The organism is Dyadobacter sp. 3J3 (assembly GCF_009801115.1).
In the GTDB taxonomy this organism is placed as follows: domain Bacteria; phylum Bacteroidota; class Bacteroidia; order Cytophagales; family Spirosomataceae; genus Dyadobacter.
Genome location: NZ_VTOL01000002.1, coordinates 186,230 through 200,775, shown reverse-complemented (window position 1 = coordinate 200,775; position 14,546 = coordinate 186,230). Strand labels below are relative to the sequence as shown.

General features: G+C 39.5%; 11 protein-coding genes. 4 read left to right on the top strand and 7 right to left on the bottom strand.

What is annotated here, in order from left to right; genetic code table 11:
- Positions 1–311: 311 nt before the first annotated feature.
- The 5 genes from FZF08_RS04660 to FZF08_RS04640 form a co-directional block, all read right to left on the bottom strand.
- Positions 312–749 carry an SRPBCC domain-containing protein gene (locus FZF08_RS04660; RefSeq protein ID WP_159467480.1) on the bottom strand — a complete coding sequence of 146 codons (438 nt, stop codon included), beginning with the start codon at positions 747–749 and terminating at the stop codon, positions 312–314.
- 544 nt (positions 750–1,293) lie between these two features.
- On the bottom strand, positions 1,294–1,947 hold the full coding sequence (locus FZF08_RS04655) for an NAD(P)-dependent oxidoreductase (protein ID WP_159467479.1): 654 nt from the start codon (positions 1,945–1,947) through the stop codon (positions 1,294–1,296).
- Positions 1,948–2,015: 68 nt separating this feature from the next.
- Positions 2,016–2,426 (bottom strand): Rrf2 family transcriptional regulator, encoded by a 411-nt coding sequence (locus FZF08_RS04650; RefSeq protein WP_159467478.1) that lies wholly within the window; start codon positions 2,424–2,426, stop codon positions 2,016–2,018.
- A gap of 396 nt (positions 2,427–2,822) precedes the next feature.
- Positions 2,823–3,245, bottom strand: a complete 423-nt coding sequence (locus tag FZF08_RS04645; RefSeq protein ID WP_159467477.1) for a DoxX family protein — start codon at positions 3,243–3,245, stop codon at positions 2,823–2,825.
- 114 nt (positions 3,246–3,359) lie between these two features.
- A complete protein-coding gene (locus tag FZF08_RS04640; protein WP_159467476.1) occupies positions 3,360–5,567 on the bottom strand; it encodes a gliding motility-associated C-terminal domain-containing protein in 2,208 nt (735 codons plus the stop codon).
- A gap of 61 nt (positions 5,568–5,628) precedes the next feature.
- On the opposite strand from FZF08_RS04640, the gene rlmD reads away from it, so the two are divergent.
- Entirely contained in the window at positions 5,629–7,032 is a 1,404-nt protein-coding gene (gene rlmD, locus FZF08_RS04635; RefSeq protein WP_159467475.1) for a 23S rRNA (uracil(1939)-C(5))-methyltransferase RlmD, read from the top strand.
- Between the two features lie 161 nt (positions 7,033–7,193).
- Here the strand turns inward: rlmD and dnaB are convergent, their stop codons facing one another.
- Entirely contained in the window at positions 7,194–8,825 is a 1,632-nt protein-coding gene (gene dnaB / locus FZF08_RS04630; RefSeq protein ID WP_159467474.1) for a replicative DNA helicase, read from the bottom strand.
- Between the two features lie 237 nt (positions 8,826–9,062).
- On the opposite strand from dnaB, the gene FZF08_RS04625 reads away from it, so the two are divergent.
- Genes FZF08_RS04625 through FZF08_RS04615 form a run of 3 tightly spaced genes read left to right on the top strand, consistent with a single transcriptional unit; the run spans position 9,063 to position 13,428 of the window.
- Positions 9,063–10,010, top strand: a complete 948-nt coding sequence (locus tag FZF08_RS04625) for a PhoH family protein (protein ID WP_159467473.1) — start codon at positions 9,063–9,065, stop codon at positions 10,008–10,010.
- Positions 9,991–11,325, top strand: coding sequence for a M43 family zinc metalloprotease (locus FZF08_RS04620; protein WP_159467472.1), 1,335 nt, complete (start codon positions 9,991–9,993; stop codon positions 11,323–11,325). The genes FZF08_RS04625 and FZF08_RS04620 overlap by 20 nt, the downstream gene beginning before the upstream one ends.
- Before the next feature lie 9 nt (positions 11,326–11,334).
- Complete coding sequence (locus tag FZF08_RS04615) at positions 11,335–13,428, top strand: ComEC/Rec2 family competence protein (protein WP_159467471.1); 2,094 nt, start codon at positions 11,335–11,337, stop codon at positions 13,426–13,428.
- On the opposite strand, the gene FZF08_RS04610 is transcribed toward FZF08_RS04615, so the two are convergent.
- Positions 13,417–14,532: a hypothetical protein gene (locus tag FZF08_RS04610; RefSeq protein WP_159467470.1), complete on the bottom strand. Its 1,116-nt coding sequence runs from the start codon at positions 14,530–14,532 to the stop codon at positions 13,417–13,419. The two genes, FZF08_RS04615 and FZF08_RS04610, sit on opposite strands and share 12 nt — an antisense overlap.
- Positions 14,533–14,546 lie beyond the last annotated feature (14 nt).

Here is a 14,546-nt window from a genome sequence, read left to right as displayed (position 1 = left end):
AATAACAGCAATAATTAGGACATCATGTTACGTCAACGTTAAATAAAGATTCGCCAATAATTAATATACAAGGTTGGCTGTTGGCTTTTTGAAGAAAGTATACTGCTGGTTAAAATGGTATACACGGTCTTTTTGAAGGGATTTGTTTGACTTGCAGGATCGGGATTTAGCAATGCAGGAAAGGGAATTTATTGCTATTTGTTTTGCATTTGCTGTCGAATTATGACGAAATTTTTTGTCTTAATTCTAACCTCTGTAAAAATAAAAACCGGTATCCTAACTACAACTAGTTATGATACCGGAGGTTTTTTTTAGTGTGTTTTCAGTTCCAGAATCTTTTTCAAATGTGTTAAAGTTTTCATCCAGTTTTCTTCTGCTGCGATAACTTTTTCGTCTGTTTCTATATTATCCTGTGTTACGGTTAAGGTTGTTTCGTCATCATAGGGAGAAATATGATAAGTGATAATCGAATAATTATCCTCAAAATCTTCTGTTCCTGAGAGAGGACTCCAATACGTATAACTCAAAACTCGTTGCGGAATTATTTCGACAATTTCACCTTTATCAATGTACGGAACACCTTCCCATTCTCCTCTGAAAGTAATCGGCGTGTTAAGTTCCCAGGTTGTCTGAGTTTCTGTTCCGTGCATATATTCCTTGATAATGTCGGGATCAATCAGTGCTTTCCACACTTCAAGAGGGCTCGAAAATATTGAAATGGACGTGGTGGCTATGAGTTCTCGGTTCATGTTTTCCTGATTTTGGTTAAATATTTCTTACAAAATACAAAGAAAAATCATGCCATTCTATTCAGTTTTCAAGTTATTAAATCATGTTTTATAAAGAAAAAACAGGCCTGCTAGGATAACGTTAGAACTGATCGGCCAATCATCATAAATTTTAAAACCGGCGTAAACCGATACGTACAGAAGTCATTGTTAGATAGCTCCTTAGTGCATTGTCATTAAAAATGGGAGCCTGTTCTTTATATTGTGTAGTCTATGAGAAAGTAATTAAGCATAATAATGGCCGGTAACATATTATGAGACAATCCTTGAATATGCAGCATATTTCCGATGCTTATAACTAAAACTTCCTTCTTTATCCAAAAGGCTGGTTTTTTTGAGAGAGTACATTGGTAAGTTGCGGGTTTGCGTAATTGATACTGGATTGTAAAACAGGAAAAGTGGCTTTTAGGGAAATTTGAAAACCACCGACTTATTCAAAACAAAAGGACTTGGAAATATTCAAATTATAGCCCTTTTGTTTTGAAAATGAGATACAAGAAAAAGATCAGTACGCTGTTGTAAAACGTTTTTTAATGAACTTTGGCTGCTCTAATTCATCCACAATTGCCAAACTCATATCCTCAACAGAAATGACACTACGGCCATTTTCGTCAAAAACAGGACTGTTTTCTCCAAGTCTGTAAACACCCGTACGGATGCCAGCTGTTCCTTGGTGCATTTCAATAGCAGGGCTTATGACAGTCCAGTCAAGTTCGGTTTCGTTCTTTAAAATGTCATAATATTCGCGCGCTGCGTTTGCGCCTGGTTTGATCTCTACCGGGAAACCTGGAGTGTCGATAAGCTGTACACCTGGAGCGACTTCAAGGCTGCCCGCTCCACCAACTACGAAATATCTTTTTACCCCTGATTTTTTGGTAGCGGATTGAATGGCTGCTGATCCTTTCAGGAATTCAGCATAGATATCAGGATTTGTCCATCCCGGATTGTAAGCGCTTAATACGACGTCATTTCCAACTAATAAATCAGCCAGGTTATCTTCGTTAAAAACGTCTCCTTTTACCACTTTTAGTAATGAACTTTCTGTCGTAACTTTTTCTGGACTCCGTACAATGGCGGTAACTTCATGTCCGCGGTTTGTCAATTCTGTTAATAAATGTGAGCCTACAAATCCTGTTGCTCCGATTAATGCTACTTTCATTTTTATGGAATTTTAAATTGAAAAGAATATTACTGAAATAAAAATTGTTACAGTTTAGTTCAAAAAAATTAACTGAATTTTTGAAGAAATCCGGCCAGTGTCATATTTTCCAGGCTCTTCATTAACGCCCGTTCTGATTCAAGATACAGGTTGTCCAGGTGTTCGTTGATTTGCCTTCCAATGGTGCAGGCAGGGTTCGGGTCGTTGATACTTTTCCCCAAGAACTGCTTTTCCCGAACGGCTTCATAAATGTCCGACATGGCAATCAATTCTGCTGGTTTAGCCAATGTGCTGCCACCGGATTTTCCTTCCTTACTTATAACTAATCCATGATTACGGAGATTTACCAATTCCTTCCGAACCAGGACAGGATTAATATTAATGCTGCCCGAAAGATATTCGGACGAACAATATTCTCCCGGCTCGCTTGCAAGCAATGTTAATATATGGACAGATATGGCGAATTTTCCGTTACTCATACTGTAATTTTTATTATTACAGTACAAAGGTAAAAAACATTGTTGAAATAAAAACTTTTTTATTGAAAATATCAATTAAACATTTAAGGTGAGAAATTGGAAGGAGAAAGTGATTTTAATTCCGGGAAGTCTTTGGTTATTATTTATTAAATCGTTGATAATTTGTAGGTTACGTATCTACTTAATAATAAATTAGTATTTTTTTAACATACTATTAGTATTAAAAGTATAATATTTAAAATACTCAACATATGATAGTAAAATATAAGATGTTGAGTATTTCAAATATACAAGTAGAAATAATTAGTATTTAATGTATAGTACTTTAAATGGGTACAAAATATTTTAAAAGTATTATACTTAAATGACTTTCAATAAATATCATTAGTAAGATAGTTATAAAATGGCAGCCTGCCTGTTACGCTCTAATACAGAATCAACGGCAAAGGTGTTATATGACTTTTCAAAGGATAGCAGGATAGTGAAAAAAGCAGCATGAATCAATTGAGAAGGTATGGCGCCCCATTCCTCAATCATCGAACTTCCAAAAATAAGGGCGATCATAACCACAGAACCTGCCACCAATGTTTGCCTGGTGAAAAGTCCGATCAGCAGAAATATGCCAATAAGTAATTCGGCAATTGGAAGAATATAACTGAATGGAGTTACAATAATTGAAGGCAATATTGATTTTTCAAATTGACTAACCATGCCGTTGCTGAAAACCTGAAGCTTGGGAAGTCGGGCCAGTCCATGACCAAACATGCTCATGCCGACAGAAAGTCTGGCCAGAAGAAATGATAATTGTGGTGAATTCATTTTGTTGAGTTTGTTGGTAAAATGAAGAATTAAAGTATAGGTTTTGAGAAAAAATTTATTTGAGCATTCTTTAAAAAAATCATTCTTTGAAAAATGATAATCAATAAAAATACATTATTTCAAAATGGTCAAGCCGCCCTTGTAAGTACTTTTTGAGTATTTGATGACGTAATAATAATAGCCTCCGGAAATTTCATTCGGGCACCAGTCTTTTGTTTTGTCTTTGGAATAATAAATCTGTTTTCCCCAGCGGTTAAAAATCGTCACATCTTTAAACTGATCGTTGCAGCTGCCTGTTGGAAGTTCCTGTAAAACCAGGCAATCATTTTTCCCGTCACCGTTTGGCGTAATCACATTTGGTAAATCAATTTCAGATTTTGTTTCCAAATCGTTTATCGAAATGGTAACCGAGATTGTGTCAAGGGAAGCAGTACAACTCTTGTCTCTGGCGATAAAATCAATCGTAAAAGATCCACTGCTATCTTCGCTCATGAGGGAGCAGTCGGGAAACCAGGAAAAATCAGAAATTAACTGCTTCGTCCCGGTTTTATTTTCAAATGATATTCCCACAGAGTTCAATTGAAAACCTCTTCCGGATGCACTGAGAGAAATTGTATTGGTATCCGGATCGATGGCTTTGACCTGAAAAGTAATTCCTCCTGTTGCTCCCAAGGTGTAGCTGACATCCGACTGTACAAGTGAAGTTGTAATAGCGGGCGGATGATTGGGGGATTGGTCAATAATAAAATAAATGGTTTTTGAGGAGCTTAGGCCGCTGCCTGTGCATCGAAGATCTTCTGCCGTAAAATTGACTTTCACCGTATCTCCTTCAACGGCATTGCAGGGAGGAATCCAGCTAAAACCGGATTGGACGGAAGTTTTGCCGCTTGTTGTTTTGAAAATCATAGATTTTGAAGACAATGTAAAATTTTCTCCTGCCCCGGAAAGGCTGAGACTATCCGTATCCGAATCTTTCCCGAAAACCGTAAAACTGACAGGGCTTCCCGCTACAACATGAACATAATCCGTTTGCAATGAAGTTGTTACAACCGGTGGATTGTTTTCGCTAATCGGACGCCGGATGTAAATAACCAGGGTATCCATCAAGGGAATCGGACAGCTTTGATCCTGCGCAATTAATTCGATACGAATCGGCCGGTTGTCGTAGGTAACAAAACATTCATCCAGACAAACCTGAACACGCATGGTATCGTTGGCAATGGTGGTTTGGTATTCGAGTGGGAAAAGTGAAAAGTAGTCGTTGGTCTGATTAATCGCATGACCCTGAATTTTGATCAAATCATTAATTGTTGGATCAGTAATCATAATTTCAAAACAATTCGGATCGCCGTCTTTTAGGGTAATAATCTGATTGCTGTTATAAAATGTGCTGCTTCCTTTTGGTTTGAATAGTATTTTAGGCGGACTCATTTTAGGGCAGTCAACAACTTTCAGCTGGAAATCCCGGGTCAAAGTTCCTATTTTAACTCCATTCCTGAATTCGTCAACCTGAACAGCAAAAACATAAAGTCCCAGGTTTGCTGCGGTCACAGACAGCATACCGGTTTTTGTGTCGACAGTTAAGGGCTTAGGACCAGGGATAATATTGGCGTTTGTAATCCCGTCAATCCAGGTTAAAGTAGGATAGCTGGATGAACCAATCGCCTGAACGCTGGGCCGGTCTTTGGTAGAATATCCCTGCAACGGAGTAATCAATCGGTATGCCAAGCTGTCTCCGTCGGCATCCGTTCCGCCAAAATTGAAAAAGAAAGGAGAGTTTACGCAAGCATAATCACCCACAATTTCCGGGAAAACCGGAGAAGAATTTTTGAAAGAAGTATTGTTTTTGACGATGGGTGGAAATTCCAGATAAAACAAACTGCCAGCGTTTCCCGGTGATTTTATATTGGTGATTGCCCCGTTTCTGCAACATCTGTCCCAAACCATATAATACCCGCCAGGATCGTTAAAAATGGCAGATTCCAGCAATACATCACTGGCATATGTGATCATAATTGTCTCGGTCGAAGATATTCCGCACAGTGGATTTGCGTAGGTGACGTTTTTTCGTTCTATTTTTGGGGCTGAAACGTAACCCATAGATGCATTATCTCTTTTTCGGAACACGTAAATGTAGACAACATCGTCTTCTGCGCCCGGATTTCCATTGAGTGCATCGAAGTACATGGTGAGCCCGATCTTGTAATTGTAGGAACTGTTTTTGTTTTCAGTGATGAAGAGTTGTCCGCCCACAATGTGCGTCGCTCTTGCTTCGAGAATGCATAACAGAAGTACGAAGGATAAAATCAATCGGTTTTTCATAGCAAACGCTTCAGTAGATATTAGGCGATAATAATAAAATTTAGAAATTAAAAAGGAAAAAATGTCAAAGGGTACCAGGTATGAATACGTTGAAATTACTGATTTCGCGGCAGAAGGCAAGTGTATATTTAAATCGGAAGACGGTGTAATTTTTATTGAAGGTGATGTGGCGCCAGGTGATATTGTGGACCTGGAAGTGGTGCGGACGAAAAAGAAATTAAAGGAAGCGATTGTAACAAAAGTACATTCTTTTTCTAAGTTGAGGACGGAGCCATATTGCCAGCATTTCGGTGTTTGCGGTGGGTGTAAATGGCAGCATATTGCTTACGAGCACCAGATTGGCTTTAAAAGACAGCAAGTGGTTGATCATTTTCAACGTATTGGTAAAATTAAAGATGTTGAAATCAACCCGATTTTAGCCGGGCCGAAGACTACTTTTTACCGGAATAAACTGGAATTTACGTTTTCAAATTATCGCTGGGTAACTAAGGAGTATCTGGATACAGGAGAAAAATTTTCAAAAAATGCTTTGGGCTTTCACGTACCAAAACGTTTTGACAAAATTTTTACTGTAGAAAAATGTCATTTGCAGCAGGATCCATCCAATGCGTTGCGGAATTCGCTTCATGCGTTTGGAGAAGCTCAGGGTATTCCATATTACGATGTGAAATACAATGTCGGAACGCTACGGAATCTAGTGGTCAGAACGGCAAATACTGGCGATGTTATGGTAATCGTTCAGTTTGGTGAACAGAATGATGAGGCGATTGATCTTGTCATGAATTACATGAAGGATACGCATCCTGAAATTACTTCGCTGAACTATATCGTCAACCTGAAAGGAAATGATTCGTATCAGGATCAGGAAGTAATTAATTTTTCGGGAGAAAGAACGATTCGGGAAACGATGGAAGATCTTACGTTTTTGGTTGGTCCCAAATCATTTTATCAGACAAATTCCGAACAGGCCTATAATCTTTTCAAAGTCACCCGGGAATATGCAGGATTGACTGGAAATGAATCCGTGTATGATTTGTATACCGGTACAGGTACGATAGCTAATTTTGTTGCCAGACAAGCGCAAAAAGTTGTTGGTGTCGAATATGTCGAGGCGGCCGTTAAGGATGCTAGAATTAATTCTGCTTTAAATGGTATTACGAACACCGAATTTTTTGCCGGTGATATGCGCTGGATTATGAACGAATCCTTTTTGACAAAACACGGAAGACCGGATGTGATCATTACGGATCCTCCACGCGCCGGAATGGATGTGCCGGTAATTGAGACAATCTTGAAAGCTGCGCCGGATAAAGTAGTTTATGTGAGCTGTAATACGGCTACGCAGGCAAGAGATCTGGCATTGATGTCGGAGGATTATGAAGTGACGAAAGTGCAGCCCGTAGACATGTTCCCGAATACACATCATGTAGAGAACGTAGCGCTTTTGCTTAGAAAAGACAGATAAATTCATAAGAGCGGAATAGAATTATTTCTATATCAGAGCTGCTGAAAACCGGGGTTTAAACCAAATATGTTGTATTATACCAATAAAAAGAAAATCGCCGGAGAAACTTTTCTCCGGCGATTTTTCTTGTAAATATCACTATGCGTTTTCGATAAATTATATCAAAACGGAGGTTCGCTATCCGGACCTTTGTAATCGAAATTGCTTAAATCATTTGCCCGGCTTCGAAGCGTTCCGCCGGTAGCGGGATTGTTTGGCGCCGGGTTATTTCTTCCCTGGCTTTCAAAAGAAGAAATCGGGTTTGAGTTTGTTATCGGACGGTCAACTGAAAAAGGTGCAGGTGCAAACTGGGCATCCAGATCGGCGAATTTGGTATACTTACCAATAAATCTAAGCTGAACGGTTTCCAGAGATCCAGCCCGGTTTTTGGCAATAATCACCTCACCAACTCCCGCTACTGAATTGCCTGTTTCATCTTCTGTAATTCCATAATATTCAGGGCGATAAAGGAAAATAACCATATCGGCATCCTGCTCGATAGATCCGGATTCCCTTAAATCTGAAAGCTGAGGTCTTTTTTCTCCACCACGTGTTTCCACGGCACGACTTAGCTGCGATAGTGCGATTACTGGTACGTCAAGTTCCTTTGCAAGGTTTTTTAACGAACGTGAAATCATAGCAATTTCCTGTTCACGGTTACCGGCTCCTTTTCCACCCGTATCGCCGGTCATCAGCTGCAAGTAGTCAATCACGATCATCTGGATATCATGCTGCGCTTTCAAACGGCGGCATTTTGCACGTAATTCCAGAATGGATAGGGCAGGAGTATCGTCGATATAAATAGGAGCATTGGTAAGTCTGTGGATCCGGTGGTGAAGTTGTTCCCACTCATGGGGCGCAAGGCTTCCTTTCCGGATTTTTTCACTGTCAATTTCAGCCTCTGCTGATATAAGACGATTCACCAACTGAACCGAGGACATTTCAAGAGAGAAAATCGCTACTGCCATGTTGAAATCTACCGCAGCATTACGAAGTGAGGAAACGACAAATGCCGTTTTTCCCATACCGGGACGAGCCGCAAGAATAACCAATTCTGTTTTTTGCCATCCGGAAGTAATCCTGTCCAGCGCAGAAAATCCGGAAGGAACACCTGTTAGTCCGTCTTTGTTATTTTTCTTCTGATCAAGTTCTTCCAAAGCCTGGCGCATCAGAGTACCCATATCCGAATAGTTTTTCTTGATATTGGATTCTGAAATCTGGAAAAGAGCCTGTTCTGTCTTATCAAGCAGTTTAAAAACGTCGGTTGTATCTTCAAACGCTTCCTTTTGAATCTCGGAAGAAATTGTAATTAATTCCCGCCTGATTGACGCCTGCGTGATAATCCGCGCGTGATACTCAATATTGGCCGCTGAGTTAACTTTGGAGGTAAGTCCAATGATGTAAGAAGCTCCTCCAATGATTTCAACTTCACCAGTACTCCGCAATTTGGAAATTACGGTCAGCATGTCAATAGGCTCAGAATCAGCGAATAGTGTTAATATTGCTTTGTAGATACGCTGATGCGAATCTTTGTAAAAACTTTCCGGTCGGAGAATATCCACCACGGCAGTTAATGCATCCTTTTCGATCATTAAAGCACCAAGAACGGCCTCTTCAAGATCAGTAGCCTGAGGTGGAAGTTTGCCATAATTCTGGTCAAAACTTTGGGTGCGTGTATTTACAGACCTTCCGTTGGAAGAACCTGTTTTATTACCTGTCTTGGTGTATTGATTTGGTGCCTTGTCATTTTCCATGTAACACAAAATTAATCATAAGGCAGCTGTGAGAAAAGGAACTGCCAACAACTATTTTTTTTATTAATTCCAAACTGGACCTGTATGGCTGATACTGAAATAGTTGATCAAAATATATTTATTTAACGATGTTAAAATGAGGCATGAAATTTTTAATTATGCATCATTATCGGAAATTTGTTGGTTATTATTACTAAATTTTATGAGAATTTAAATCACGCTAAAACGATCATTCATTTGCTAGAAAAAATCATCACGCTCGAAGACGTCTCTATGGTCGATTTTTTGGGCATTCACAATTCGAATATTAAAGAAGTATCCGCTGCTTTTCCAAAAAGCAAAATTATTTCCCGCGGAAATGAAATTCGTATCCAGGGTACTGCGCCTGAAATCATGCGTATCACTGATATAGTTGAATCGCTGGTCGCTCATTACCAGAAGTACGGAAAAGTTACCAATGAAAACGTTAAAGTTTATTTAAACGGCATTTCAAGGCCAGCCGTTCACAATGCAGAGGATGATGCGGACGTACTGGTTTATGGGAACAAAGGGCTCGTTGTCAAAGCGAAAACGGCAAATCAGAAATTGCTGGTTGAGGCAGCTGCAAAATTTGACCTTGTATATGCAGTAGGACCGGCAGGAACGGGGAAAACTTACACTGCGGTAGCGATAGCGGTGCGCGCATTGAAAAACAAAGAGGTTAAGAAAATCATCATAACGCGTCCGGCGGTTGAAGCGGGGGAGAATCTGGGTTTTTTACCGGGCGATTTGAAAGAAAAAATAGATCCTTATTTAAGACCAATTTACGACGCGCTGGACGATATGATCGCCCCGGAAAAGTTGAAATTATATCTTGAAAACCGCACGATTGAAATTGCGCCGCTAGCTTACATGAGAGGCCGGACGCTGAACAATGCTTTTATTTTGCTGGATGAAGCGCAGAATACTACGCCTATGCAAATGAAAATGTTTCTGACACGTATGGGGCCAAGTTCAAAAGCCATTATTACCGGTGATAAATCTCAGATTGACCTTCCAAAGAATCTGAAATCCGGCTTGATAGATTCTCTGACGCTTTTGAAAGGTATAAAAGGAATCAGTTTCGTTGAATTGGACGGGTCTGATGTTGTGCGCCACCGTTTGGTTAAAGACATTCTGGCTGCGTATGAAAAAGCTGAAAGCTAAAATAAAACTTCTTATCGGTTTAGGAATCATAGGATTATTGAATTCTATGCATGTCCAAGGGCAAGTAGCCGATACGATGTTGATCCGCTGTTTAACGCATGAGCGGGATGTTATCAGAGCTAAAAAAAATCCTGATTATCAGCAGTCTCAAATCAAAACGGAAGAGGCGATACAGGAATATTTATACAATAACCGGTCGCAGCTTCGTACCGCCGCGACCGGTGAAATTATACGGATTCCGGTAGTAGTCCATGTTGTATACGACGGTGCAGTTGGTAAGATCGGCGGAGAAAATAATCCGAATATATCGGATGATCAGATTCGAAGTCAGATTGCCGTTCTTAACGAAGATTATCGCCGAAAGTCAGGTACAAAAGGTTTTAATGCCGATCCTGTTGGTGCAGATACGGGTATTGAATTTTATTTGGCTGAATATGATGATAATGGGAAAAGCACAACCGGAATTACCAGAACCCAATATACGGAACGAAGCCTATTTAATCCGTTATCAGACGACGATCTGCTTGCCAGTATTGTATATTGGCCGTCTGATAAATACCTGAATATCTGGACTTGCAGGTTCATTGATAGTTATTTAGGTATATCTCAATTTCCGTCCGTGACAGGTGTTGATGGTTTGACTACTAAAAATGAGTTGTACGAAAAGACCGATGGTGTCATTATTGACTTCCGTTATTTTGGAAGAAACGGAAGCACAAATACCAGTAAGATTTACAATCTCGGAAGGACAACAACCCATGAAATCGGCCACTGGCTGGGTTTGATTCATACGTGGGGCGATGCTAATTGTGGTAACGATTTTTGCAATGATACGCCGCCTGCGGAAGGATCCAACCAGACGACTGTTTGTACTGATAAATATTCAAACTGCTCTGGTTTCAGAACCCGGAATATGATTGAGAATTATATGGATTACTCTCCGGATTCTTGCATGAATATTTTTACTTCGGATCAGTTAGCGCGAATGAAAGCTGTTTTGGCACTTAGTCCCCGAAGGATTAAGCTGGTGGAATCAGCTAAAATTGGTCGTCTTGATCCCTCAGATAATCTGCTCGTTGACGTTTTTCCAAATCCGGCAATTTCAGAAGTGAATGCAAATGTCCGTTTTGCCGAATTTCAGAATTTTTCTGTTACGCTTTATGATCAGCTGGGTAATTCTATTCAGAACCAGAGTTTTATAGATGTCTGGAGCCGAAAAGTTACGGTTGATATTAATAAATTTCAAACCGGATTATACTATTTAAAAGTGACCACCGACAAAGAAACCGTCACAAAGAGGATCGTAATTAAATGACAGTGCAGTATGCTGCCACGTGTTCCTTTTGTAAGTTTTGTACTGGTTTTTGTTCTCGGAATTTTGATAGGAGATTTCTTCATCTTCTTGAATTTCTTTAATGTAAATTCATTTTCCTATTTAGCAACGGCTGTAATCGTATTGATTATGGCCGTTGCTTTTTGGTTTTATCAAAAAAGAAAATATTCTAATTTTGGGATAAGCTGTCTGCTTTTTCTCTTAATTTCCGGTCCGTTATGTATTGATTTACGCCATGTTGACCTGAATAAAAATATTCAAAAACTGGCTGAAAACAAATATGAATTTTACGAAGCCGTAGTCACTTCTTTGCCCGAAAAACGGGTTAAGTCTTTAAGGGTTGAAGTTTTGATTAGCCGTATTCATATCTCCAAAAAATGGGTTAGAGTAGATGTGAAGGCACTTTTAAGTATCCCACTTGATGCTTCACTTATTCCTACTGCTCATGATATTTTGATTGTCAAAGGCAACCTCGAACAGCCCAATCCGCCGATGAATCCCGAAGAATTTGACTACAAACGATATTTGTGGAACAAAGGAATTGTATGGACGGATTACCTGCCGGAAGGTTCATATCAGCTCGTTAGAAATCAGAAAACATACGGAAACATAAAACTTTGGGCCATACAAATTTCAGAATGGGCGGATCTGCAATTCAGGACAAATTTGAAAGATGAAAATTCGTATGGCTTAGTAAAAGCAATGCTTCTGGGACGTCGTGACGATCTGCGTTCAGATCAGATTGACGATTATACAACTTCCGGGACCGTTCATATTCTGTCTGTTTCCGGAATGCATGTTGCCATTATATTCTGGGTCTTAACGTTTTTGCTGGGCTGGCTCAAAAAGCTAAAAGGTGGGAAATATTTCTATCTCGCAACGGTGATTTCGTTGATGTGTTTTTACGCTTTGGTAACGGGTCTTGCGCCTTCCGTTTTGCGTGCTACATTAATGTGCATCGTTTTCGTGCTGGCCGAAGTTTTTGGTAAAAAGAATAACGGGATGAATACACTGGCGCTATCTGCTTTTATCATCCTTTTAATTGATCCGCAAGCCTTATTTGATGTTGGTTTTCAACTTTCCTATCTGGCTATGGCGGGGATATTTCTGCTTTATAAACCCATTGCAGCGATCTGGTCGCCGACCAGCCAACCAGCAAAATATATTTGGCAAATAACAGCACTTTCTTTTGCGGCTCAGCTGGCTACCTTTCCGCTGAGTTTGTATTATTTCCATCAGTTTCCATTTTATTTCTGGCTGGTAAATCCCTTCGTCATAACTTTTACAAATGGACTGTTACCTGCCGCTTTATTCCTGCTATTAATCTGTCTGGCGCCATTTCCCGCTCTTCATTTGTTGGTTGGTAAGCTAGTAGATTTTCTATCTCTTTTGACGAACTTTTCCGTAGCGGTTCCAAAAGCCTTACCAGGCTATTTGATTGAGAATTTATATTTGGACAAAGTAGAGGTTTTGATATTGTACGCTTCATTATTTATAGTTTGGCTGGCCTATGAATCTCAAGAATTCGGAAAGCTGAAATATGGATTTTTAATGATTTTTATGTTCATACTTTATTCGTCTTCCATGGGCATCCAGACCTATATGAGTCCCAAAGGAATGATACATGCTGTACCAAAACATGCCGTGATGAGTTTTAAAAAAGGTAATAAAATGTATATTTCTTCTGATAAAGCATTTGAAACAGATACAAATGCTTACAAATTTTACATCAAAAATTATGCTGTAAGTGAAGGAGTTACGGAGATTATTTTTCTAAATAATACGGTAGTTAACCAGACTAAAAACTTGTTAACACGACATCTGGATACGGGTGAATTGTTTTCCTGGCGAGGGAAATTAATTTACAGAGGAACTTACATTCCTACCCTGGCGGCTTTGGATTACGCCCTTATTTCTTCTCCCAAATATCCCAAATTTGAAACAATCCAGGCAAATCAAAACACAATTTTTCTGTTGAGCGGAGAAGTGAAAAAGAAAACACAACAGCGCTGGCTGGATTTAATTGCGCAAGGAAAGTATCAAACTCATGATCTTCTAACGAAAGGCGCAATTCTATTGCCTTGAATAAATTTCCAGGATTTCCTTCGAAATTTTTCTATCCCACGCGGCTTGTTCTCCGGCATTTAATCCGTGACCTGTCGCATTGTCATAGGCTTCCTGTTCCGTGTTCATTTCACGGAAAGCTTCCAGGAATTGATATTGAATTTCGCTGTCAAAATCTTCAATGGTAAGTTCCGCCGTTTCCAGTCGTTTTTTGAAACGCTCAACTACAATTCTGGTTATGTCAAAATGGAGTTGCTCGTGACGCAGCGTTCCGGCATTTTTAGCTTCTGCTAGTCCCCAGGACATACTTTTAACCATGAAAGTTTTTAAATCAAGCTGTAAAACAATGTCATTATCCTTTGCATAGGAGTGACCTTCATAAGAAAAACTGGTAAAAACAGCCGCTGCGTAACGGCTGCCCGGCCTGTTTTTCTGTCCCTGAAAATCGCTCCATACCAAAGGGCGACGAATGCTATAAAAAACTGTATCTGATTTGTCTGTGGATGTTATTTCATTAAAAACCAGTTTCAGATTTTTCGCCAGCGCCGGATTTTTTCCGCTATTCAAAACCATCCATTTCTGAAAATGTATGAGAGCAGGATCCAGTAATTGTTTAACAAGTTTGGGATAATCAAAGTCCTTTTCCGGGCGGGTATAAACCGCGGAAGTCTGGTAATTTGTCAATTCAACGGGCACCATATTGCGATAATACCTGAAAGTGACTTCCAGTTTGATGTCTCCCGTCACTTTATTGGGTCCGGCACGTTTCTCATTAATTTGAAAATCTTTAACGGAAATGTAGAGAGGCAAAAAGTCGTCATTTCGTTTCGGGGCAGAATATGACCAATAAGACAGAAGTTCTTTTTCCATCGTATTACTCAGGGAAACAGGCTTTTCTCTCCCAAAAACGATCAACTTTCCAAAACCGGAACCTTTTATTTTTCTTTTGTCTTCGACATTTTGAACAAAAAATTTGTTGTTTTTCAGAATGGATGAAGCATCTTTTGAAAGTACAATAATTTCAAGTTCATTTTGGGCAAATGAAACGTTTGTTATTGTAATAAACAGGATCATTGGCAATATACTTCTGAGCTTATTTGCCAATCTATATTGAATCCAATTCATGCTTTATCTAAGTT